Annotated in this window: 20 protein-coding genes; all 20 read right to left on the bottom strand. The window is 37.6% G+C overall.

What is annotated here, in order from left to right; translation table 11 throughout:
- Positions 1 to 88 precede the first annotated feature (88 nt).
- On the bottom strand, positions 89 to 2,731 hold the full coding sequence (locus tag ADJ67_02565; GenBank protein AKT46674.1) for a hypothetical protein: 2,643 nt from the start codon (positions 2,729 to 2,731) through the stop codon (positions 89 to 91).
- Position 2,732: 1 nt separating this feature from the next.
- Positions 2,733 to 4,175, bottom strand: coding sequence for a hypothetical protein (locus tag ADJ67_02560; protein AKT46673.1), 1,443 nt, complete (start codon positions 4,173 to 4,175; stop codon positions 2,733 to 2,735).
- A gap of 2 nt (positions 4,176 to 4,177) precedes the next feature.
- Positions 4,178 to 5,239, bottom strand: coding sequence for a hypothetical protein (locus ADJ67_02555; GenBank protein ID AKT46672.1), 1,062 nt, complete (start codon positions 5,237 to 5,239; stop codon positions 4,178 to 4,180).
- A gap of 41 nt (positions 5,240 to 5,280) precedes the next feature.
- Complete coding sequence (locus ADJ67_02550; protein ID AKT46671.1) at positions 5,281 to 6,363, bottom strand: hypothetical protein; 1,083 nt, start codon at positions 6,361 to 6,363, stop codon at positions 5,281 to 5,283.
- 8 nt (positions 6,364 to 6,371) lie between these two features.
- Positions 6,372 to 7,277: a hypothetical protein gene (locus tag ADJ67_02545; GenBank protein AKT46670.1), complete on the bottom strand. Its 906-nt coding sequence runs from the start codon at positions 7,275 to 7,277 to the stop codon at positions 6,372 to 6,374.
- A 39-nt stretch (positions 7,278 to 7,316) separates the two neighbouring features.
- On the bottom strand, positions 7,317 to 8,222 hold the full coding sequence (locus ADJ67_02540; GenBank protein ID AKT46669.1) for a hypothetical protein: 906 nt from the start codon (positions 8,220 to 8,222) through the stop codon (positions 7,317 to 7,319).
- Between the two features lie 30 nt (positions 8,223 to 8,252).
- On the bottom strand, positions 8,253 to 8,993 hold the full coding sequence (locus ADJ67_02535) for a hypothetical protein (GenBank protein AKT46668.1): 741 nt from the start codon (positions 8,991 to 8,993) through the stop codon (positions 8,253 to 8,255).
- 16 nt (positions 8,994 to 9,009) lie between these two features.
- Positions 9,010 to 10,245 (bottom strand): hypothetical protein, encoded by a 1,236-nt coding sequence (locus ADJ67_02530; protein ID AKT46667.1) that lies wholly within the window; start codon positions 10,243 to 10,245, stop codon positions 9,010 to 9,012.
- Positions 10,246 to 10,250: 5 nt separating this feature from the next.
- A complete protein-coding gene (locus tag ADJ67_02525) occupies positions 10,251 to 11,369 on the bottom strand; it encodes an aminotransferase DegT (GenBank protein ID AKT46666.1) in 1,119 nt (372 codons plus the stop codon).
- Between the two features lie 51 nt (positions 11,370 to 11,420).
- Entirely contained in the window at positions 11,421 to 12,407 is a 987-nt protein-coding gene (locus tag ADJ67_02520) for a hypothetical protein (GenBank protein AKT46665.1), read from the bottom strand.
- 38 nt (positions 12,408 to 12,445) lie between these two features.
- On the bottom strand, positions 12,446 to 13,348 hold the full coding sequence (locus ADJ67_02515) for a hypothetical protein (GenBank protein ID AKT46664.1): 903 nt from the start codon (positions 13,346 to 13,348) through the stop codon (positions 12,446 to 12,448).
- A gap of 9 nt (positions 13,349 to 13,357) precedes the next feature.
- Positions 13,358 to 13,792: a pilin glycosylation protein gene (locus ADJ67_02510; GenBank protein AKT47639.1), complete on the bottom strand. Its 435-nt coding sequence runs from the start codon at positions 13,790 to 13,792 to the stop codon at positions 13,358 to 13,360.
- Between the two features lie 231 nt (positions 13,793 to 14,023).
- Positions 14,024 to 14,650, bottom strand: a complete 627-nt coding sequence (locus ADJ67_02505) for a sugar transferase (GenBank protein ID AKT46663.1) — start codon at positions 14,648 to 14,650, stop codon at positions 14,024 to 14,026.
- Positions 14,651 to 14,692: 42 nt separating this feature from the next.
- Positions 14,693 to 15,748 (bottom strand): hypothetical protein, encoded by a 1,056-nt coding sequence (locus ADJ67_02500; GenBank protein AKT46662.1) that lies wholly within the window; start codon positions 15,746 to 15,748, stop codon positions 14,693 to 14,695.
- Positions 15,749 to 15,799: 51 nt separating this feature from the next.
- Entirely contained in the window at positions 15,800 to 17,113 is a 1,314-nt protein-coding gene (locus ADJ67_02495) for a UDP-N-acetyl-D-glucosamine dehydrogenase (GenBank protein ID AKT47638.1), read from the bottom strand.
- Between the two features lie 149 nt (positions 17,114 to 17,262).
- Positions 17,263 to 18,537: an aminotransferase DegT gene (locus ADJ67_02490; protein AKT46661.1), complete on the bottom strand. Its 1,275-nt coding sequence runs from the start codon at positions 18,535 to 18,537 to the stop codon at positions 17,263 to 17,265.
- A 61-nt stretch (positions 18,538 to 18,598) separates the two neighbouring features.
- Entirely contained in the window at positions 18,599 to 19,936 is a 1,338-nt protein-coding gene (locus tag ADJ67_02485; protein AKT46660.1) for a hypothetical protein, read from the bottom strand.
- Positions 19,937 to 19,996: 60 nt separating this feature from the next.
- Entirely contained in the window at positions 19,997 to 21,268 is a 1,272-nt protein-coding gene (locus ADJ67_02480; GenBank protein ID AKT46659.1) for a hypothetical protein, read from the bottom strand.
- A 19-nt stretch (positions 21,269 to 21,287) separates the two neighbouring features.
- On the bottom strand, positions 21,288 to 22,415 hold the full coding sequence (locus ADJ67_02475; GenBank protein AKT46658.1) for a hypothetical protein: 1,128 nt from the start codon (positions 22,413 to 22,415) through the stop codon (positions 21,288 to 21,290).
- A gap of 13 nt (positions 22,416 to 22,428) precedes the next feature.
- Positions 22,429 to 24,240 carry a UDP-N-acetylglucosamine 4,6-dehydratase gene (locus tag ADJ67_02470; protein ID AKT47637.1) on the bottom strand — a complete coding sequence of 604 codons (1,812 nt, stop codon included), beginning with the start codon at positions 24,238 to 24,240 and terminating at the stop codon, positions 22,429 to 22,431.
- Between the last annotated feature and the right edge of the window lie 89 nt (positions 24,241 to 24,329).

The following is a 24,329-nucleotide window of genomic DNA, read 5'->3' as shown; positions in this document are numbered from 1 at the left end:
TCACGTATATTGGGTTTCTGTTTGAGCAAACATGTAAAACTTTATTATTCACTTTGAATCACTTCTATCTAAATATTAAAATATAACTTTACTTATGTATTAGTTCATCACTCTGCTTGTAAAATTTGTCCTTTGTGAAGCTACTATACTTCTCATATGCCTTTGTTATTTCATCATTTCCGCTGATTTCAGAAACCGCTTTCAGCATAGGAATAATCTTAACGAATTTATCGTCTACATCTAAACCTATAAGCTTACGATCTGAAATATGCATTAAATCACCTGACAGATAGCCATTTAAATCGTATAGTGCTACAGTTCTACTTAGCATAGAAACTTCCTCATCAAATTTCTTTGATGCAAGCTCCTTATTGCTGTCATCAGCATCTATCATCTTCCAATCATATAAACCTATTAAAACATAGAGCTGAGTATCTAGTCTAAAGTGCGCCTCCTGACCTGAAACATCCTCATAATATGAGAAATTACCTTCCTCTGTCAGGTAGCTTAGGAGCCTTGAATTCCTATTCGTATCAGCATCATATTCCTTTAGGCAATTATCTGTCATATATTTTAAGGCCTTATCACCTGCTTTGATATATGACTCATCGCCCGTCACAGCATAAGCTCTTGAGAATACGCTAAGCACCATACCTTGAACACTAGCAGATATCCATCCTTTATTTATAGTTTCTTCTCTATACCTTCTACCAAGGAGCATAGGTATGCTTCCATCAGACTTTTGATTGTCCATAAGCCATTTACTACAACTGATAAAATTCTTTTCAGAATCTGCATTCTTGTTAAGTAGCGAATCACTATACCACATCAAGGCATAGCTAGCTACCAACTCCGGATCGTATTCAAAACGGTTCTCTCCTGAAACAATCTTTGGAACTCCATTCTTATCCAGCTTAACCACTTCATCAACATTCTTACGTGTCATCTCATTAGGCATCCAATATGCGCCGAGTGCTGAATAAGGTTTATTTGCTGCCTTCTTGTCAGGGTAGAAATCTAACGGTTCCACCATGGCTGTTCTGTTGGAATATCTAGCCTTAATTGCATCCTCTTCAGGAATCAAAACAGATGCCTTACTATTTACCTTATTGACGAGTATGACCTCGTGTCCTGCATCTTTACCATCACCTGTATAATATTCGTATCTATATTGGTGCCATCCTTCACTTAGTCCCGCTAAATCCATTTGGTAGCTGAACTCACCATTCTTCACATCAAAGCACTCGACTTCCTTACCATCAATTATAATTTTTACTTTGTCAACATGCTTTTCAGTAAGTCGGTTAAAAATATACTTCTCCTCCGTTTCAAAACTAGACTTGAGAGGTTCCTGGAATTTGAACATTATACTACTTGAGCTCAGCAATTTATATGACACTGCTATCAAACAAAGGAGAGATACTACTGAAGCTATTACATATTTCTTTTTAATCTTAATTCCACTTCTTATTAAAAGCTTTGATGAATATCCAACCGATAAAGCTATGAGAATCCACCAGTATGCGATTCCAATATAGTTACTAGATGCAAATCCAACTATAACAAAAATTACATCCATAGATATAAGTACTGCTCTAATTGGATCCTTTCTATCTCCACATACAATCAGTACCCCTAACGAAAGCAAGCAGATTGTAACGAAAAACACAAATATCAAAACACCATAGTTAGCTATAAGTTCTAGCCATAGCGAATGCGGATTGCTCAAAACATAGTCGTGATCAAATGGTGTCAAGAATTTATTAACCCCATAAGGACCAAATCCAAGTCCTTTGGCCTCGCTTATTGAGTGTGTGAACTCTTTGATATAAGTGTGCATTCTAACATATGCAGAACCTGTCTGGGTGTTTACACCAGAAAACTGTTCCTTGACTTCTGAGCTAAGCCCTTTACCCGCTCCCCTCTTAAGAGAAAACGCCATTATCGTTTTTTCTAGTACAAAAGCATAAATTCCACCTGCGATAAGCCATCTATACTTAACAGTTGCAAAAACAGAGTAGAATATAAGTCCAAGAAATATACCAAATAGACATATAATCGCATCATCCTTTAGAAGTATGAATTCCATCAAAGAAAGTTCAATCATCCTTAAGATGTTTACAGATAAGTTCTTTCCAACCTGTGGGAAAAACAACGGTGAAAACAGTGCAAGACATGCGCAATAATCGTTTTCATTAAAGAAGATTCCTGTTGCTACTGATGGCGGATTGCTCGTTGAATTTGCCATAGCTGAAACATTGAAGTAACTAGAAGTCGGCAGGTGAATTCCTGTCATTATCTCAAAAATTCCTATAGCACTAAGCACCACGATAGAAAACTTACAAATTTGTATAATCTTTTCTTCCATGCCCTCTACTTTGATTGCAAGAAGCACTGAGGCAGCTACAAAAAACTGCAAAACAAGTTGTAATAATTCCCTAATTGCATCCTTATCGCTTACAAATCCTCGGAAGAACATTAAAAATATAGCGTATAAAAACCAGATAAGTAGCAATAGCAAAAATGATTTTTCTAACGACTCAAAGCTTAGTCTTTTTTTGTTATATGCGCGATAAACAAATGCTGCAAAAAGTAGCGGTATAGCAAATCTAAACAGAGTTATGACAATACCCATAACTCTGAAACCAAAGCTGATACTTGCACCAAAAAAGACTGATAGAACCAGTGCAGTTACCAGTATGTAATCCGTCTTTTGCTTAATTTGATTCATCTTAACCCCTTATTTTTCTCTTGACTCTCACAAGAATCATAAATATATCTTTGATCGCATCCCTATATAAAATAAATATCAAAGCTAGGCTAGCCGCTGTGAGCAAAGCTCTGATTCCCAAAGCCATCTCATAGTGATTCATGAATGTAGCTAGCGCAATTATAATAACATTGCTGATTATAACCTTTGATATTGCATAGTCACATGGATAAAACTTTTGCGCAAATACATATAAAAGTATCGCCATGACAAAGTAGCCTACATATGTTGTATAAGCAGCTGCCTCAACACCAAAGCTTGGTATAAATGCAAAATTTAGTACTATGTTAAGGACTGCACCAATGACGTTTGCTGCGAAAATATAGTTTGTCTTTTTTTCAAATGAAAGACCATATCCAACTATGACAGAAACGCCGTACATCACCTGTCCAAACAGTAGCCCCGGAAGAAGCAAGTATGCCGCACCGTATGCTGAATTCGACATCAAAGCGATTATCTCCTTGCCCCACATTGTCACGAAAATACATGTGAGCATCAAAATCATATAATAAAAGCCAAGCACTCGCTTATACTGATACTTTGCGTCCTCATCATCTTTCTTATCAAAGGCAAATGTCGTATATGCGGTAAATACTGCATTTGATAGAATTGATAGCACTGAGCTAAATCTAGCGCCTATACCATAGATTCCCACCTCTGCAGCAGAAAAGTAATGCAATATGATGTATCTGTCTGAAAGGTTCAAAAACCAAGCTGCAATAGCAGTCGGAATTATAGGAATTGAATACTTTAGCATTTGGTTTAGAAGCTGCTTATCGTACTCTTGGTACTTAAATAGCTTCGGCATAAAGACTAGATATGCGAGCATCTGAAATAGCTGGACTATAGCAGAACTCAGTATCAAAGCAAACGCACCAAGATGCATTACCGATACAAATACTATATTTGAACCTATCATCAAAAGCGATGCGCTCACATTTACCATTGCAAAGAGGAACATGCGATTTTCCATCCTCGCATATAGCGCATATGGTGTATACCAAAGGTTAAAGCTTATCGTTATGAGCGCCACTGCAACTAGAATCTGATGCTTTTCGGTACCGAATAGCCATAGTGAAATGTCCCTACTAAATATAGCTATTATAAACGGTACAATTCCCGCAATTATAAGAGTTACCAGCGATGTATTGAATACTTTGCGCTTATGTTCTTCCGTTCTCTCATCGAAGTAAAAGGCACTAAAGGCGGAATCAAGTCCTAACATAAGAATAGGCAAAAGTATAGCTGTCACATTGGTTATAGCATCGGAAATACCAAGTTCTGTAGGTGTCAAATATTTAGTATAAAGCGGTAAAAGAAAGAAATTTATCGCCTTAATCATCATATTTGCAAGTACTAGTATCGCACTTCCTTTTATGAAATTGCCAAACTTGCTATCACTCATAGTTAAAGCTCTTTTACTTCCTCAAAAGCATCCTTTCCCTTTGTTTTATTTGCAGTCCCCTCATAGATCTTAGCTATCACTTTTGCGTTTTTCTTGCAATCATGGTAGGTTTCGATATATTTTCGACCTTTGACACCTAAGTCGTGCCTTATTTGTCCGTCGTTAATCAGTTTCTCTATTTCTTCTTGTATATTTAAAGGTGATGCACTTACTATCGGAAGCTCATCTGGAAAAGTCTTAATCATTTCATCTGTAATGTATGTGATTACTGGCTTTCCCATAGCCATGGCTTCTATTGAGAACACACCATAGCTTCCTCCAAGTATTTGATCGACAATAATATCAGCTTTCTGATACTCCTTGAAAGCTTCATTTTGAGTCATATTTTCGACTAAAATATATTCAATATCGTATTTCTTTTTTAGATTTTCTACAGCACTATGTATGTATTTTGTTCCCTTGACACCTCTGTTTGATGGTGCGTGTACTATAGTTACTTTACCCTTTGCAGGATCTGGATATTCTGGAGTAAATCTCTCTGGCTCTATTCTTAATGGAACTATATATGGTTTTAGCTCCTGTGAAAAATGAGGAAGCAGTTCATCATCGTGAACAATAAAAGCTTTAGCATACTTTCCCAGCTTAAGCATTCTTGTTCTCAGCTTTTCTTCGTTTGTTAGCCCAACCTCTCTCCAGTAGTGGTTCATCCTATAGGCAATTGATTCTTGCCTCACATCTGAGCCATGAAACTCGAAGAAAATATTTTTCTTCAATAACTTCAAAAAAGGCAGGTCTAAATTCCAAGGTAAAAGACTATGCCCGAAATGAAAATGATATGTATCGTATTTAAAAGCACATTTAACAAAGTTTGCGAATGTTTTTAGTGCATATATTGGGTACATATATTTTTTCCCTTGTACCATCATCAAACATTCATCATACGGATACTTAAGAGGTGATTCATCCCACAATATGAGCTTTGCATCGTATCCATTACTTCGTAGACCCTTTACTGAATAGTATGCTTGACCTGCAACCTCTCGCATTCCATGCATTATCTTCATAGTTTATTTGATAATACCTTATGGTATCATTTCTCCTTTTTTTAATTAGTTTTTTCATTAAGTAGATCCGAAACTACCTGTTCAATTCTCTTTTCCCAAGTGTTATTAAGAGCCGCTTTTTTTACATTCTCGATTAAGCGCTTATAAAGTTCTTCGTCTGTATAATACTTACGAATAGCTTCTTCTATACTTTCTGAACCTTCTTTGCAAATAATACCGCTTTCGTTTTGCTCTATGAATCTTGCCATGGCTGGACAGTCAGTAGATATCATGGGTAGTCCGTGGCTCATGCACTCTAGAACCTTTACCGATATTGCCATATCCATATAGAAATGTCTTTTTTTTGGCAGTATTCCTAGGTCGCATTTTGCATATATAGGTTCTAGCGCCTCTCCCGAAGCTTCCATTACCTCTATCCAATCACTATCTAGTAGACTGCTATTTTTGATATGAACTAGTTCTTCTTTTTTGGTTATAAGATTTAGCTTCACATCTAGTCCACTTTTGTTAATTCTATCTAGGGCAATAAGAAGATCATCCATACCGTCAGCTTCTCTGACACCTCCAGCATAAAATATTTCCCTTGCTCCTAGCTTGACTCCGCCTTTAGGTTCATTGCAGCCCGGCGGTAATATTCCAATTTCTTTAAACTTCACATCAGCAAGAACTTTTGTACATTCCTGTGAAGGGAAATAGACTACATCGCAATATTTCTTAAATGCTGCAAGATCTCTTCTATGCATCATTTTAAGAATGCTTTGCTTCCAAAGAGGTGTTCCCTTCCATGCCCACTTTGAGAATCTCCAATAGAAATCTCTGTAGAACAATCCAATAGGAACGCCCATATTATGTACCTTCTTTAAAAGGCTTATATCTATTTGATTAAAAAAAGGACCAGAAGGTGGCTCAACATAACAAATATCCGGCTTGTTTTCGTCAAGCCAGTTTATTATTTCTTTTACCTTTGCTTGCCTTTCTTTTCTTCTATTTTGCTGTCCTTCTAAGAGCTTTACATCGTAGCCTAGATTTACGAGTGCATTGTACATTCTAAACGGTCTAACTGAAGAACCTGATGAAAGTTCTCCAAAGTCAGTAAATGTTATATATAAAACTTTTAAACTCATAGACTATCCTATTTTCTCTTTATCTCCGCTATAAGTTCTTCATGATTTCTCGCAAAGTTGCCACTCACAGCTTCTCCCTCGCCTACTGATTTAGTCACAACAGCGCCCATATTTGCTCTGCTACCCGCTCCTAAATCTATGCCATTTCTAATTATTGCCCCAAGTCCTATCCAAACATTGTCACCGATATTACAACGTCCACCTATTGTAGCACCTGATGCAACAAGGCTAAGCTTTCCTATTTTTACTCCATGGGCGATATATACAAGATTATCTATATTGCTATGGTCATCTACAACTGTGTCATCCCATGGATAGATTGCTCTATCTAGACACACATTGTGCTGAATTTCAACATTTTTTCCTATTCTTACACCGCCGACATGCTCAACCAAAAAGCTCTCATCACCACTACCATTTTTCTTGAATTCAAATCCAGTTCCACCTATTATAGTGCCAGCTCTAATTACTGAATTATCACCTATAACGGTATTTTCTTTGATTGAAACAAACTCTTCTATAGTTACATTATTACCAATAACAACATTGTTTTCGGCAATACATGACATTTTGCTTATATTACAATTCTCACCTATAACAGTTGGGCTTAAGCCTCTTCTATACTCTTCTGTCCTAGTGAGAAAGTTGTGAAGCAAAAAGAATGCAACGCGAGGATGTTCTGTAATTATAAATCCATAATTTCGTGTTTCTTTTTTTAGAACTTCTGCTATTTCTACCTTTGTTATCAGCATTGATACGCCCTTTGGTACTGATTCTAAAAAAGAAATATTCTCTGCAAAAGTACATACGGCATCTCCATTGTTATAGTTCACTAAACCAAGTGATTTTACAGGCTTCTCGTCAATCACCTCAAATGGAATGCCCATCTTTTCCATAATGTCACTTAAAAACATACTTACCTTCTTTCGAAAGAAAACTAATCTTCATCCATTCTATTTCGCATTTAAAATTGATTTTAGGTGTTCTATATAAATCTTATGATCTATTGCAAAGTTACCTGACACCTGTGAGTTATCAGGAACATCCTTAGTTACCACTGCACCCATGGATATCTTGCAATTCTTTCCTACAACAACTTTTGGAGCTAGACAAGATTGCACACCGACAAAGGTGTTATCCTTAACTTCAGACCAGCCACCAAATGTAATATTTGCAGCAGCTATAACCCCTTCTCCTATCCAGGTATCGTGCCCAATCATTATACAATTATCTATGGATGAAAATCTTCCGATTTTTGTTTCTCCTCCGATTACACCTTTCTGAATTGTAACATTGGTATGAATCGTTGCTCCCTCATATATGTGTACTGTTCCTGAACTATAAACTAGCTTCTTTTTCTCTCCTTCGCCATAGTAATAAAAAGCAGGAGATCCAATCACCGTTCCACTCATGATCCTAACATTGTCATCAATTACAACACCATCGTAAATTACAACCTGTGGATCTATTACTACATTGTTTCCTATTTTTACATTCGTTGGTGAAATAATCGCAGACTCTGCTATGCTACAATTTTCTCCTATAATCGTATCAAACTTCTCAACCGTCTTCTTTGATATCGCCTCATGAGCCTGGAAAAATACCGTCTTAGGATCATCTGATATGCATATTCCACCATTGAACTCATTCTTAACTTCTTCAGCTATAGCACTAGGACATATTATACAGTTTACACCCACATCCTTTATCTCCTGGAAGAAAGCTTTTGATAATATGTATGCTATAGTTTTTGAGTTTTTATTGTATCTAAGTCCAGAAAGCATAACTGATTCAAATTCGCCATCACAGATGACCTCTACCTTTTCATCAATTAAGTTATTTAACTCCGATAATTTCATAATTCCCTCCTTGAGAAATCTCTCAAAACCCTATATATAATCTTTTTCATTTAATATTTCATCAGTATTGCTTATATTCTCTTTTATTGCTAGGAACCTATCGTGTACGCTTGATTCAATTATCTTCTTAAGTGCATCTCCAATTGAGATTTCTTTTTCATAATACCATAGAGGATGAACGAGCATCTGAATTTTATCATATGTCTTATTTGCTATTATGCTATCTATGTCCTCTCTCCAGCGTCTTCTGCTATCCGATACATATTTGATTTCTCCATCAAAAAAGACCTTGTCATAGGCATTTATTATTCCCTCGGTATTAATATTCATATCGAGAGTGATTTTATCTGGTCTATGCATTGACATGAATTTTACTTTCTCGCCGATTATGTCAGAAAGTATTCTGGCTTCCTGTGTAATTGCCTTGCTATAGTCAAAACTTCTTCTATCCTTCTCTGAGCAATATACCGTATCATCAAAGTGCAAGCCGACATTATGGCCTAGTTCAACAAGTTCTTTAATCAAATGACGTTCTCTATTTCCTCCAACATTATAGAAGTTTGTAAACATCAGAATAAAATAGGTTGACGAAACACCAAGTTCATTTTCAATTTTAGCCATTTCAACAGCTTTTTCTAGCGACATATCTACATCATGCCTTAGGATTATTTCCTGATCATATCTATTATAGTTAGAGTAATCACAGAAAGAATATCCTTGCTTCTTTGCTAGCTCTATTATGTTTTTATACCAAGAATGGGTGAATTGCATTATTTTTTCCGCCTATTTATTTTTCAATTATCTCTATTAATTTATCTGTAAGTCTCTTGAAATCAAACTCAAGTGTAAGAGCCTTTGCATTCTCACACCAAAGTTCATATCTTTTTTCGTCTCCATTAATCATATCGGCTATCGTCTCAGCCATTGCCTTTGGATTTTCAAAGTTCTTAGCTATTCCTATTTGGTTTGAGTTTATTATACCAAACTCGTTTTCTTCGCAGTCCATAATTATTGGTTTTCCACTTGCAATATAATCAAATAGCTTATTTCCACTAATTCCGTATTTAGAAAGTCCGCCAATATCTCCATCCATCATATTAAGATCGCCTTTACTTAGTATGAAAGGAATGTATTCCTTATCTACTCGGCCCTTGAATACTATGTTATTTAGACCCTTTTCGGCAACCTTTGCCCTTAGAACCTCAAGCTGGTCTCCTCCACCGTAAACTATTATTTTGATATTGTCTGAAACCTCTGCTAGGCATTCCGCTAGTTTTATAAAGTTTTCTGGTTTGTTTGCAGCTCTTAGAGAGCCCGTGTATAAAACCTTCTTGAAATTCTTATCTTCTAGGTCACTATCCTCAACAGTCTTATTAAGTTTGTTCTCGTTATAAACTTCTAAATCAATGCCGTTGTTGATATTATATATCTTGCTCTTTGGCACGTCTTTTCCCCAGCCTCTATCCTCAATATATTTCACTGCCCCAGGCATTGTGAATATAAGGGATTCAGCCTTCTTATATAGACTTCTTTCCCCTCTATACATGAGCTTTGTAACTATATGGTTTCGGGAGATTATATCATACTCCACTAGGCTTTCTGGCCAAAGATCCCTTACCTCACAGATACACTTAACACCTAGTTTCTTAGCAATTTTAATACCTGCTAGCAAGGTCAAAGGGTGTACTGAGGATGCAAATATTACATCTGGTTTTTCGTAATTTTTAACCACACGAAATATACGCCTATAGAACTGGTACATGTTCTTTACTCGGCTCTTTCCATTACCGACGTAATTAGATGTCTGTATAAGCGTGTATTTGAGTCCGTCTACCATCTTTTCGCAGTATCCAGACTCTCCTACATCAAAATTTATATCTGTATCATGCACTGTCGATGCGCAAAATATCCTCACGTCATAACCGGCTCTAGTCAAATACTTTGCAAACCAGTAGTGTCTTCCGCCGTGATCTAGCATCGTATCAGTTGCATAGTGATTAAAAATCCAAACTTTTTTCTTCATAAATTCTAGTATGTACTCTTTACAACATCACAAATCATCTTTAGCTCATCGTCTGTTAGATATGGATGCATAGGAAGGCTCATAACCGTCTTGCTGAGCTTTTCACACTCTTCTAGTACTACTCCTTCATTTGCACTTGCATATGCAGTTGACTTGTGCATTGGAATAGGATAGTAGACCATGGCTGGAATACCATTGTCATTAAGTGTCTTAATTAGCTTTTCTCTCTCCTCAGTTGACTTTAGTTTAATTGTGAACTGAGCCCATGATGAGCCGTAACCTTCAGGTACTACTGGTGTCTCTACTATATCCTTTAGTTCCCTTGTGTAGTAATCAGCTACATGGTTTCTCTTAACTAGCTCATCATCAAAGATATTTAACTTTTCGATAAGCACTGCTCCCTGAATGGTATCAAGTCTGCTGTTTAGACCAATCTGAATGTTATCATACTTGTCTGATCCCTGTCCGTGGACATGGATGGACTTCATCTTTGCATAAAGCTCATCTGAGTTTGTGAATATAGCACCACCATCACCGTAGCATCCTAGTGGCTTAGCTGGGAAGAATGATGTACCTGCAACATCACCGAATGAGCAAGACTTCTTTCCACCGATAGTTCCACCGAATCCTTGTGCAGCATCCTCTAGTACAAACAAGTTATACTTGTCAGCAATTCTTCTTATCTCATTAAAATCAGCAGGAAGTCCAAATAGATCAACAGCAATAATGCCCTTAGGTGTAAGTTTTCCTTCAGCAAGAGTCTTTTCTATGGTCTCTTCGAGAGCCTTAGGATTAATATTAAATGTATCCCTATATGAATCTACAAATACTGGTGTTCCTCCAGCAAGGCTTACGCTTTCACCACTTGCAAAGAATGTGAACGATGGTACGAAAACCGCATCAGTCTTCTTTATTCCATATGCCATTAGCGGAATTGTCAAAGCGTCTGTACCACTTGCGCAAGCGATTACATGCTTAACTCCAACATATTCTGCAAGTCTTTTCTCAAGCTCTGCAACTTCAGCTCCTCCTATGAAATGCTTGTGTGCAAGAATCTCCTGAATTCTCTCGTTTACCTTTGCCTCTATAACATCGTACTGTCTGTGTAGATCAATAAATTGCATAACTACATCCCCTCCAATATCTAAATATCAAAATGAAATATTTTTTTAAAACTATATTAGCTGCTTGTCTGCTTCTTCTAAAATCTTGAGCATTCTAATTGCTGAGTCTGGACCTGTTACAGACTCATGATTATTCTCTATGCAGTCTCTGAAGTGGTCAAGACTGTTGAACAGAGCATCACCTTGATTGAGTGAAGGAATGATGCCGTCCCCAATTCTTGTTTTTACAACAAAGTCTTCGTATTCCATATTCTCAACGATTTTTACATCAAAACCCTTGTCATAAACAATTAACTTGTTCAATGCATCAACATCATCGTATACTATCATCTTTTTAGTTCCTGCGATGATAATTCTTCTCTCCTTGATTGGAGATAGCCAACTTGAGCGTAAGTTAGCTAGGAACTTATCGAATTTGATGTTAAGGAATGTTATCGATTCTCTCTTAGTATAGATTTTCTCACCCATCGCACTTACTGCAACAGGCTCTGCTCCATCAGATAGGTAATCTATGATAGAAAGATCGTGAACACTTAAATCCCACATTGAGCTCACATCATTTTTAAGCTGACCAAGATTTATTCTTGAGCAATCGAAATATAGTAAATCTCCAAGATCTCCACCATCAATTATTTCCTTAATTTTTTTGATTACTGGGTGGTATACCATGATGTGGTCAACATGGATCTTGAGATTCTTTTCCTTTGCAAGGTCCCTCAAAATAACAGCCTGCTCTACAGAATCTGTGAAAGGCTTTTCTACATACACATTTTTCCCTGCAAGTAGTGCCTCTTTTGCCAGCTGAAAGTGTGCGCTAGTCTCTACTGCAAGTGCTACTGCCTCTAGCTCAGGATCCTCTAGTAGGTCTCTAAAATTCTCTGTGTATGTAACGGACTCAGCATAAGTATTCTTTGCAAGCTCAATTCTCTCAGGCTTTTTATCGCAAAGATATTTAAAATCAAAGTTCTTATTTCTGTAAATATTTCTCGCTACATTCGGTCCCCAGTATCCAAATCCAACTAAACCGATTTTAACCATTTCTTACTCCTTATTGCTAAATTATATCCTTGAATTAATTATTTACTCTTTTGGTGTGCCTTAGCCGGCGTGCCAAATACTGTTAGTCCTGTATCAACATCAGACATCACAACACTATTCATGCCGACTGTGACATTATCTCCTAGCTTAATCTGATTCATAATAACAGACGAAGCTATATATACATTATCACCCGTCTCAACAGAACCATATAAATACGTCCCTGAAACAAGTGTATTCTTCTTTCCGAGGATGCAGTTGTGACTCACCTGACAAAGCGCATCAATCGATGTCTCATCTCCAATAACGGTATCATCGATGGTTCCCCTAGAAACTGTTGTTCCAGTTCCTATGTAAACGGATTTACCAATCTCAACACCACCATAGTGGCTCAGCATTTTTCTGTGTCCATCAGCACCTTCTACATATCCAAGGTCTGCATCACCTATGCAAACGCCTGATTCTATGATGGCGTTTTCTCCGATTTTGACATTTCCCTTTATGGAAACATTATTTCCAATAATGCTATTTATGCCAACTTTGATATTTCCATCTAGACTGCAGTTGTGTCCGATTTTTACGCCTTCTCCAATCACGCATTCGTCTGAAATATAGGTGTTATGTCCTATGCTTTTTGACTGGTCAACTTCATTACTTGTCTCTGCAAAGTACTCAACTAATGAGAAAAATACTCTCTTTGAGCTATCAGTATAAATTATGTTTGGACAGCCAATGTTCTCACCATTTTGCGTAACAACAAGTTTGCACCCGCCTATATCCATACCCTTAGGAATTGATTCTATTTTTTTAATCCAGGTGAAGGTTCCTTCCTTGTAGTTCTTAAGCGATGAAAAACCGTCTACCTCACAGTTTTCATCTCCATTGAACTCGAAGCTCTCTCCACTTTCTTTTAGATATTCTAGAAGTTCTTTAATCTTCATTTTTCTCTCTTATTTTCCGATGTTTAGATTTTCTCGTATCTCTTTTGCTGGATTACCATAAGCTACTATCTTATCTGAAGTGTCTTTAGTTATTACAGCGCCAGCTCCAATAATGCAATCCGAACCAACGGTTCTTCCGAGTGTTACAATTACACCATCATCGAGAAGTGTATTCGATTTTATTCTGACACCTCCCGAAAGAACTACTCCAGACGCAATGTAGACATGATCCTCAATGACATTGTCGTGATTTACCTGTGAACCCGTATTTACCACAACATTGTCACCGATTGTAGGATTAGGTGTTATCAAGCACCCACACTCTATTAGTATGCCTTTGCCAAGCTTGGCATCTGGTGCAACTACAGCATTTGGATGTATTATGTTCACAGCCTCCCAACCCTTTGCTACGAAGCTGTTATATACCTCTCTTCTATACTTCATACTGCCGAACGAGATGAAGAATTTATTTGTATTGTATTTTTCTTTGAGAGCATCGAGATCTTCATATATTTCATCTATGTAGACGCCGTTTATGGTCTTACCTCTGTTTTCTGGATTTCCGTCGATTGCGCAAGCAACCTCGTATTTATCTTGCTCTCTTAAATTGTAAAGAACAACATTAAAATGCTGTCCTGTTCCAACTAGGATTATCTTTTCTTTCATGGCAATCCTCTAATTATTTCCTGTAAAATCTTCCATAGTTGCTGCTGAGTCTGAGTTTATTCCTTCTTTCTTAAGCACGCAGTATATGGTTTTAAAAAATATTGATATATCTAGTCCAAGTGAGACATTATCAACATATTCGATATCCTTATTGAACTTCTCAGTCCAAGTTATCGCATTTCTTCCTGACACCTGTGCAAGCCCTGTAAGCCCAGGTCTTACATCGTGCCTTCTTTTTTGCTCATCATTATATAATGGCAGGTATTTAACTAATAGAGGCCTCGGTCCAACAATGGACATATCGCCCTTTAGTATATTGTAAAGCTCAGGTAGTTCATCTAGGCTTGTTGATCTAAGCTTCTTGCCAAAGCTAGTCAGTCTATACTCGTCATCAAGCAGATTCCCATTCTCATCTTTGGCATCAGTCATGGTTCTAAACTTATATAGCTTAAACACCTTACCATTTAGCCCAGGTCTTTCCTGCTTAAATATTACAGGCCCTCCAAGCTTTACTCTTACAAGTATTGCAAGAATTATAAGTAGTGGGCTAAAGATTATTATGCTTAGTGCCGCTATGAGAAAATCCATGAACCTCTTTATTAACTTGCAGTACAATCCATTTGATTTTGATTTCATTCTTTACCTTAATTTCGTTTCTCTATATACTTATATATTCATCTATTTCTTTAGAAGTTTATTCTTTAGGTACTTTTGTGCATGCTTATCAAAGAGTTCTTTGCAAATTATTGACAGTGCTACACAAAGCACAAAAGAGACTAGCAGCTTACCCTTATTAGACCCAAGTCCAGTGAGTCCACAAACTTTAGCTGAAAGTCTCCACAGGAACACCTGCAATATGAAGAAGTAAAATGTAAGACTTCCTGCATACTTTATAAGCTTGCTTTTTGTCAGCAAACGAGGCTTAAACTTAATCGAAATTAGCATAGCAAAAGCTATTAGATAATAGTAAATAGGTGTCGTTACATATTCTATTCCCATCTTATAGTGCAGTGCAAAAACTGTTAACAATCCAGTGATAATCAGATTTGCCACCATCATAATGGCAGCTTTCTTATTATTCCCCTTATCATCTTCGGTAAATGCCATGCAAAGCGCTGCTCCAAATGCAACCTGCATTGCACGAAATACTGGGTTTACATATCCAGGCTGCACGCCAAATATCTGCAGCATGACAACTTCCGAGTATACTAGAACAAAGAATATAACTGATGTTGCGATATATATGCAGCTTCGGTTCATCTTAAACAACTCTTGAACTAACGGATATATGAAATATCCTAGAAGCAAAGAACTTATGAACCATGTTGCACCACTGTGAGATATTCCAAAGAGTCCCCCGTACATGGATTGCAATCCAAGAAGCTCTACTGGTGTTGAGTATATCTTCTGCTGAAGCGTATTTTCTACAAGTACATATGAGAGCATATGCACCAAAATGTAGATTGGGAAAAGAGTTATGAACCTCTTCTTATAGAAGGTTCTGAGTTCTCCCGCATCAAGCAGGTTTCTATTGCTATTGTTATAGTATATGGAAAAACCAGATACAACAAAGAAGCAAACCATTATAGGTGATGTGGTCGCACATATCAAGCCATCTACTAAGCTACTTCCATATGTGCATCCGAACATCGTTATTGAATGCCTCATATATATAAGAACTGCACAGCAAATCTTAATTATATCCAGTATCGCTAGATGTTCTCGTTTTTCCATAAACATATATCCTTATAAATAAACTTAATCTATATGCACTCACATTCTGAATTAAAGAACCTCAATCTTTTCTCTGTTCTTAACATCCTTCATTGCATTCTTTGAATCAAAAATTGCCTGTGCATTCTGCTCAATCATGTCATAGTCAACATTTGTATGAGCTGCTGCAACAAATACTATGTCGTAGTTTGAGATGACTTCAGGGCTAATATCAGCTATTCCCACATACTCCTTACCATGTGCTCTGAACTTTGGAATATAAGGGTCAAAGAAGTCTACATTAGCGCCCTCGCGCTGAAGAATCTCTATTACATCGATAGCTGGGCTCTCTCTATAGTCATCGATATCAGCCTTATAGGCAACACCTAGAACTAGTACCTTTGATCCGTTCAAAGCTTTCTTTGCACGATTCAATACCTTAGCTGCTCTATCTACACAGTACTCAGGCATCTTATCGTTAATCATCATCGATGCTTCTATCATAGATGTATGGAAACCATACTCTCTAGCCTTCCATGTTAGGTAGTATGGGTCAAGTGGTATGCAGTGTCCGCCTAGACCAGGACCTGGATAAAAAGCCTGGAATCCATATGGCTTTGTCTTCGCTGCATCTACAACTTCCCAAAGACTGATATTCATTCTATCGCAAAGAATAGCAAGTTCATTAACAAGTCCTATATTAATATTTCTGTAAGTGTTCTCAAGGATTTTCTCCATCTCAGCTACTGCTGGTGATGAAACCTCGTGTACATCGCCGACGAGAACCTCGCGGTACATCTTAGCAATAACCTCTGTTGCATCTTTGCCAATAGCTCCAACAACCTTAGGAGTATTCTTTGTCTTAAACTGCTTGTTACCTGGGTCAACTCTCTCAGGTGAGAAACCAAGGTAGAAGTCTTCCCCGCATGTTAGTCCTGAACCTTCTTCTAGGATAGGTTTGATAAGTTCCTCTGTTGTTCCCGGGTATGTTGTTGACTCTAGAACAACCATTGTGCCTGGCTTTAGGTGCTTAGAAATAGCTATTGTTGAATCCTTAACATAGCTGATATCTGGCTGCTGATGTGAATCTAACGGTGTTGGAACACAGATAGCAATAAAGTCAACATCCTTCACAAAGGAAAAATCACTCGTTGCAGAAAGCTGTTTTGCGTTTACAAGCTCAACTAGGTCGTCATCAACTACGTCTCCTATGTAGTTGTGTCCCTGATTAACAAGGTCAACCTTCTCCTGCTGTACATCAAAACCTATTGTCTTAAATCCAGCCTTTGCCTTTTCTACTGCAAGCGGAAGACCTACATAACCAAGACCTACAACACCTACAACTATCTCATGATTTTCAATTTTTTTAATAAGGGTTTCTTTAATATTTTTCACTTCTATACCTCTAAAGAATTACATATAAAATCTTACAAAAGTCTCTAATTAATTAACCTTAATTTTAACGCAAATGCCGTTTATGTGCAAGTTTTTGCAAGCTCCCATAGACTTATCTGCGGCTCAAAATTTCGATTGTTTTATTCAAAGCAGTTTCGAATCGTTTCGATAATTATTTCCTGCTCTTCTGCCGTCATCTTATTGTCGCTTGGAAGGCAAAGTCCTCTGTGGAATATATCCATAGATACATCTAAAGGACTTCCATCTTTACCTATTGTACCACCTGATATATACGCATTTGTAGCACCTCTGCCACTTCCTTCTCTAGTTATGAAAGGATTCATTCTAAAGATTGGTTGCGCATGCATTGGTTTCCATATTGGACGTCCCTCTGCATTTATCTCTGCTAGGTGCTCGAGAATTTCTGTTGGGCAGGTCTTTCCTTGCTCGCTTATATAGAGTGCTTCAGAATCGCTTCTCACCTGTTTGCACATCGCAGACTCGTCAATGATTGCACATGAGAGCCAGTAGTTAGGCTCACTGTTCTTCTCATCAAAAGGATTCATCGAAATAGGAAGGCCTTTGAACCCTTCTTTGTATCTTTCGTAGATTGCCTTTTTTTGCTCGATATGCTTTTCAAGATATGGCATCTGACCTCTTGCAACACCAGCAATCACATTACTCATTCTGTAATTGTAGCCTACTTCCTCATGTTGATACCAAGCTGCCGATTCTCTAGCCTGAGTTGACCACTTTCTCACTTTTTCACCAGCCTTCTTATCGTCTGTAAGAAGCATACCACCTGAAGAACCAGTGATTATCTTGTTACCATTAAAGCTGATTGCGTTATAACTTCCTAAACTTCCCGTTTGCTTACCCTTGTAGGTTGCTCCAAATGATTCCGCAGCATCTTCAACAATTATCGCACCATGTCTTTTGCAGATTGCTCTGATTTCGTCCATCTTTGCTGGGGTTCCATATAGGTGCGCTATGACAACAATCTTAACCTCAGGATATAGTTCAAAGGCTTTCTCAAGAGCAACTGGATCCATATTCCATGTATCGTACTCAGAGTCAATGAAAACCGGAACTCCGCCCTCATAGAGCACAGGATTTACTGTAGCTGAGAAAGTCATATCAGAGCAGAAAACTTTATCGCCCTGCTTTACCCCTGCTAGTTTGATTGCTAGATGAAGTGCCGATGTTCCCGATGCTAGAGCAACAGCATCCTTGGTCTTCACCTTTTCTGCAACTAGACGCTCAAGCTCATTTATATTTGCTCCAACTGTTGACATCCAGTTCGTTTCATAGGCTTCTCTCATGTAATCCATTGATTCCTGATAGATTGTAGGACTTGATAGCCATACCTTCTTCTCTAACTTATGTGGTATTTCCTTTGACATAAAATCCTGCATGGTTTTAGGCCATGCGCTCCTTTCTTCTAAACGAGTTTAGTAACTCATCTCCTATCGTGTATTAGTTTTTTAGCCTCTCTATTTCTTTCTTTAGGTAGAATGGCTGAATTATACAGAACGGTAATATTACAAAAATGTTTGACAGAACCACTATTATCCACGCATTTGGGTATATCATAGTTCCGAAATATACAAGGCTATATTTTACAATAACACCAATGCTATAGCAGACACAAAGCACCATGACCTTACCAAATCCATAGGCAAAGGTTTCTTGTACTGACTGGAATAGCACAATACTTCCATATACTGCAAATATCAACGCGTATGTATAGTCAACCTTAATAGCATGATCACCCAGCCAAATGTTTATTACAAACTGCAACACAATAATTATGAATAATTCACCTGCGACTCCAAGAATTACCGCACGATTTGCAGTTCTATATATCTTCTTGACCCAAAGATAGTCTCTCTCCTCTTGCGCTTTGGTTACAGCTGACCAGACTGGCGTGAGGGCAAGAGTAAATAAGGTGCCTGCCAGTGAAAAAAGTCTATTATATATCGAATAGTAAACCTCATATTTAGGTGAAGTAAACTTCGTGACTAAATAGTCATCGGTTAGAGATATCAAAAGGTGAAGCACCTGAGTCCAAAGAAATAGGACGCCTATGTTTACTGTCTTTAGCGCTGCATCCTTATCAAAGTATTTAAGGCTTACACCACATCCCTTGATTTGTTCATTTCTAAAAGCAAATACTGTCACAACTACGTATAGGATATTTGAACTTACAATGAACACAACAGCTAATCTGATAAGGTTCTCGCTTATAGATGCCGATGGTAACAGTAAAACTGCCATGAACTGAAATAGCGATGTAAGGAATGCAATCATATTATTGACTGCTGACTTTTGCAATGCATATAGTATATAAACCACTATCTTAAATATGAACTGCAGTATTATCCCTATATATATTATTCTTACCGTTGTATTGAGAGTACTCTTGCTTATAACTACTTCAGATATATTGAAAAAATCATTCCAATTAACATAACTGAGCATAAGGCATCCCATAATCATCATAGCAATTGCTATTACTGTAATCATAATATATGCAGATGAAATATAGGTTTTTACGCGATTCTTATCGCCTCTTACGAGCTCTCTTGTAAGACAGTTTCTCAGTCCGTTTCCTATTCCGATATCGAACATGAATATCCAGTTTGAGGTGGACAGTATCGTGAACCATACGCCTAAAACCAGTTTATTATCGAAAAAATCCATGTATATTGGCATAGAAAAAAAGGATAGCAACATACCGAGTCCTTTGAAAACAAAGGCTCCTGAAATATTCTTAAATAGGGTTTTATCGCTGCTATTCTTAAGTATCTTCAAATGATTTCTCCACCAAATTTATTTCTATAGTTTTCGATATTTCATTTTATGTAAATTCAATTATTTGCCTTGTTTATAATCTTCAATTGCTATCTCCATTATATCCATGAGTCTATCAGCAAGGATTTTATAGTCAAAATCGTGTGCTGCTTTGCATGCATTTTGTGCATATTTATCATAGCTAGGTTTATCTAGATTTGACACTTCCTCTATCTCATCACACATAAGCTCTAGATTGTCATAAACCTTTGCTATACCAAAGTTGTATTCTGCTATAGGGTTGTATTTCCCTAAATTAAAGTTTGTTATAATCGGTCTTCCGCATGCCATATACTCGTAAATCTTGTTCCAGCTTATGCCGTATTTCCCAAGATTTGTCTGTTCTATAGTCACTATAGTCAAATCTGCTTTCGATAAGACATAAGGCACATATTTCTTGTCTATCTTACCCATGAAGTGGATATTATTTAGCGATGCTTCCCTGCATTTGCTCTCGAGTTCTTCTTTCTGGTTGCCCCCACCATAAACTAAAATATCTATGTCATTGTTTCCTCTGTTTTGGAGGATTTCTGCTATTGAAACAAGTTCATCAACCTTGTTAACCCTGCGGATTGACCCAGCATACACTATTTTAAACTTATTCGTATTTAGGAGTTCTTCACTCATTGTATTGTTTTCAACATCAAATCTAAACTTATCTAGATCAACGCCATTACTTATGTGATATACCTTATCTAAAGGTACATCATTTTGCCAGCCTTTATCCTTTATGTAATCCTTGCCTCCAGGCATCGTGAATATAACACCCTGAGATTTTCTATATATGGAATGTTCTCCCCTGTACATTAGCCTTGTTAAGAGCTTCTTCTCACTTAGGTATCCTAGCTCTACAAGGGTTTCAGGCCAAAGGTCCCTGATTTCACATAAGCAAGGAATGTGATGTTTCTTTGCAAACTTCTCACCTGCTATCAAAGCAAGTGGGTGAACTGAAGAAGCCAATATAATATCTGGAGTTCCCTCCTTTTTTGCTATTTCATTCGCTACCTTGCGCACTCTAAAATAGTAATCAATCATATTTTTGATACGTGACAATCCGTTATTCTTATATGCAGTTGTCTTTATTATTACGTATTCAACGCCATCTTCACTAGTTTTACAGGTATATTTGCCGTCTTCTATTTCGATAGCTTCATCTACACCATGTAAGAAATCTGCACAAAAAATTTTCACCTTTACACCTTTTGGTATAAGATATTTAGCCAGACCATGATGTCTTCCATCCCCATCTACATACATAAGTGCTGCATAGTGATTAAAAATCCACAAGTTCATAAAATAACATCCCCCATTATTATTTAATGCTCGCATATGCATTGATAATTTCTTTTGATATCATCTCTGCACAAAATCTCTCGGAAATATCCATAGATATCTTCTTGTGGTCATAATATCTTGCATTTTCGTACATGAATAGCATAGCTTTTACAAGTTCTTCCAAATTATCCTTCTCTATTAGAACTCCGTTTTCCTCGTTAACAAAATCCTCTGGTCCTCCGCATTTAGATGCTATAACCGGAAGGCCTGAGGCAATTGCTTCTATGTATGACACTCCAAAAGTTTCGCTCTGTGAGGCAAGTACAAAGCAGTCCGAATCAGAAAGTTGCTTACAGATTTCTTCTCTGTCAACCTTTCCAATCATTCTTACGTGCTTGCCTAAACCTAGCTCTTCAATCTGTGCCTCGATACTAGCTCGCATCTGTCCATCACCAACTATTATCAAATTAGCTGGTTTACCAGCTTTAACAAGTTCGCTTAAGGCTGAAACAACTAAATCGATCCTCTTTTGGGGCACTAAGTTAGATACGCTTACAAACCTAAATGGTTTTTGTGATTCATTCACTGATGATGCCTTCACCTTGAATACATCTGTATCTACTATATTGTTTATGCATAAGGGGCTTATTCCAAAGATCTCATCCATCCTCTTACATAGAGACCTGCTAACAGCGATAACAAGGTCTGCTTTTCTATACATTTCTCCGTATTTATAAATTTCCTTATCACTGAGATCTGAATTGATATACGATGAATGTTCCGTTATCGCATGCTTATATTTTCCGTCAAGTGCATTCAAGGTCATATAGCTTATATCATAGAAATGCGAGTGCACAATGTCAGGCTCTCCAAACTTTGATATAGCTCGTTTAAGGAGTTTTCGTAGCGCAGAGGTCCCAATTCTTATCATAAGTGGCTTAGGAACTGCTCCTACTGGAATATTAATTTCCTCGACCCTTATACCATCTCTTTCGTAGCTTCTGAGGCCCCACTTTCTTCTGCGCCTAATCGATCTTAAATCAACTGAAAGTACTACAACATCGTGACCTGCCGCTACCAAAGCTTTGGCTTGATCAAATTCAAATATTCCTAATGTCAAATTTCTATCGCTAGGTACACCCCTTGATACTATAAATATTCTCATAGCGTTCTTTCGTCTAAAACTGAGTTTTCTTATTTTCAGTTATCGTGTAAGTCTTGCAAACGCCTTCTACAAGCCCTTTGATATTTCCGTCGTTCTTCTCAGATTCCCTAATAAGAGTATCTAAACTAGTCAAAAACTCATCGTCGTCCATCTTGATTGGCTGTCCAACAAAAATCATATTATTTTCTGTCTTGTTTAGTCCTTCTTCATCCATCAAAACTTCTTCGTAGAGTTTTTCGCCAGGTCTCAGGCCAACGACCTCTATCTCAATGTCCTGATGAGGCCTGAATCCCTTCATTTTGATAAGGTTCTCAGCAAGCTCATATATCTTGACTGGTTCACCCATATCAAGAACAAAAATTTCTCCACCCTTCGCAAATAGACTTGCCTGAAGAACCAGAGAAACCGCCTCAGGTATTGTCATGAAAAATCTTCTGATGTCCTTATGGGTGACTGTAACTGGACCGCCTTCCTCGATTTGCTTGAGAAATAGCGGGATTACTGAACCGTTACTTCCAAGTACGTTTCCAAACCTTACTGCAGAATATCTTGTATGCTCTGATTTACGCGCGTAAACCTGAACTATCATCTCGCAAATTCTCTTGGATGCACCCATGATATTCGTAGGTCTAACCGCTTTATCTGTCGAAATCAAAGTAAAGTTATCTACAAGATACTTATCCGCTAGCTTAACTACATTGAGCGTGCCAAGGCAGTTATTCTTAATCGCCTCGTTTGGAGAATCCTCCATCAAAGGCACATGTTTATGTGCAGCAGCGTGATATACGATTTGCGGCCTGTACTCAGCGAACATTGCCTCGAGTCTGTCATAGTCTCTAATAGAGCCTATCAAAGTTATAATCTCTGCATATGGACAATGTCTCTCGAGTTCCATCTGAATTTCGTAGGCATTGTTCTCATATATATCAAAGATAATAAGCTTCTTTGGCTCATATCTAATCACCTGTCTGCATAGCTCAGATCCAATAGAACCACCACCGCCAGTGATAAGAATAGTCTTATCTTTGATGAAATTATTGATTCCTGTAGCATCGACCTCTATCGCATCTCTTCCGAGGAGGTCTTCGTAGCTTATTGCTCTCAGCTCTCTAACAATTGATGATGATAGACTCTTAGCTACGGATGGAAGGATTTTGACAGGAAGCTTGGTCTCTTGGCAAATCGCGATTATCTTTTTGATATCCTCAGAAGCTGCAGATGGCATAGCAATGATGATTTCATTCACGTTGTACTTCTTCACAGCGCGTTTAACATCATCTCTAGTTCCTACAATTGGAACGCCCATCAGCATTTTGCCCTTCTTGTTTACATTGTCATCTACAGCGCAAACAATCTTGGATGTTGATCCTGTTTTGTTGATGTCCTTAATCAAAATTGAAGCAGCTGACCCTGCGCCAATTACAAGAATAAACTTGTTTATCTTACTCTCTCCGTAGGTTCCTCTGATACTTCTATAAAGTTGCTTACTAAACCTAAGCACTGCAAACATAAATACGATTGCAATAAAGTGCATCGGGTAGTAACTTCTCGGCATATCATACTGCATGAGTACATGGAATGATATAATCAAAGCCTCTATTACAAAAGACGCCTTAAATATATCCATCAGTTCCTTCATGGATGCGTAGCTCCAAACTCTGTTATATAGCCTAAACACAAGCATTATAGCTATGGTTATGGCAATATATACTGGTGTAGATTTAAGCACATTATCCATGTATTCAGCCGGAAGCTCGCTGATGTCAAATCGCAGCGCTATGGCGAAAAAGGCGCCGAGCACAATGATGACGGCATCCAAAATCATTAGTACTGCAATTCTTAAATTCTTGCTATTCAAAGCTGTTATTCCTCTCTTTGCCTTATTCCCCTGTAATTTGTTCAGGGTATAGGTTT

Origin of the sequence: Eubacterium sulci ATCC 35585, from assembly GCA_001189495.1 — a bacterium.
Classification (GTDB): Bacteria; Bacillota; Clostridia; order Peptostreptococcales; family Anaerovoracaceae; genus Eubacterium_B; species Eubacterium_B sulci.
This window is presented reverse-complemented; position numbering and strand designations above follow the sequence as displayed.

What these genes read in the sequence shown, in the direction of transcription:
- ADJ67_02490 (AKT46661.1), bottom strand. Translation starts at nt 18,537, where the DNA reads ATGCAGGATTTTATGTCAAAGGAAATACCACATAAGTTAGAGAAGAAG.
- ADJ67_02470 (AKT47637.1), bottom strand. Translation starts at nt 24,240, where the DNA reads ATGATTTTGGATGCCGTCATCATTGTGCTCGGCGCCTTTTTCGCCATA.
- ADJ67_02480 (AKT46659.1), bottom strand. Translation starts at nt 21,268, where the DNA reads ATGAACTTGTGGATTTTTAATCACTATGCAGCACTTATGTATGTAGAT.
- ADJ67_02535 (AKT46668.1), bottom strand. Translation starts at nt 8,993, where the DNA reads ATGCAATTCACCCATTCTTGGTATAAAAACATAATAGAGCTAGCAAAG.
- ADJ67_02515 (AKT46664.1), bottom strand. Translation starts at nt 13,348, where the DNA reads ATGAAGATTAAAGAACTTCTAGAATATCTAAAAGAAAGTGGAGAGAGC.
- ADJ67_02505 (AKT46663.1), bottom strand. Translation starts at nt 14,650, where the DNA reads ATGAAATCAAAATCAAATGGATTGTACTGCAAGTTAATAAAGAGGTTC.
- ADJ67_02520 (AKT46665.1), bottom strand. Translation starts at nt 12,407, where the DNA reads ATGGTTAAAATCGGTTTAGTTGGATTTGGATACTGGGGACCGAATGTA.
- ADJ67_02550 (AKT46671.1), bottom strand. Translation starts at nt 6,363, where the DNA reads ATGAGTTTAAAAGTTTTATATATAACATTTACTGACTTTGGAGAACTT.
- ADJ67_02565 (AKT46674.1), bottom strand. Translation starts at nt 2,731, where the DNA reads ATGAATCAAATTAAGCAAAAGACGGATTACATACTGGTAACTGCACTG.
- ADJ67_02555 (AKT46672.1), bottom strand. Translation starts at nt 5,239, where the DNA reads ATGAAGATAATGCATGGAATGCGAGAGGTTGCAGGTCAAGCATACTAT.
- ADJ67_02545 (AKT46670.1), bottom strand. Translation starts at nt 7,277, where the DNA reads ATGTTTTTAAGTGACATTATGGAAAAGATGGGCATTCCATTTGAGGTG.
- ADJ67_02530 (AKT46667.1), bottom strand. Translation starts at nt 10,245, where the DNA reads ATGAAGAAAAAAGTTTGGATTTTTAATCACTATGCAACTGATACGATG.
- ADJ67_02510 (AKT47639.1), bottom strand. Translation starts at nt 13,792, where the DNA reads ATGAAGTATAGAAGAGAGGTATATAACAGCTTCGTAGCAAAGGGTTGG.
- ADJ67_02525 (AKT46666.1), bottom strand. Translation starts at nt 11,369, where the DNA reads ATGCAATTTATTGATCTACACAGACAGTACGATGTTATAGAGGCAAAG.
- ADJ67_02500 (AKT46662.1), bottom strand. Translation starts at nt 15,748, where the DNA reads ATGGAAAAACGAGAACATCTAGCGATACTGGATATAATTAAGATTTGC.
- ADJ67_02475 (AKT46658.1), bottom strand. Translation starts at nt 22,415, where the DNA reads ATGAGAATATTTATAGTATCAAGGGGTGTACCTAGCGATAGAAATTTG.
- ADJ67_02540 (AKT46669.1), bottom strand. Translation starts at nt 8,222, where the DNA reads ATGAAATTATCGGAGTTAAATAACTTAATTGATGAAAAGGTAGAGGTC.
- ADJ67_02560 (AKT46673.1), bottom strand. Translation starts at nt 4,175, where the DNA reads ATGAGTGATAGCAAGTTTGGCAATTTCATAAAAGGAAGTGCGATACTA.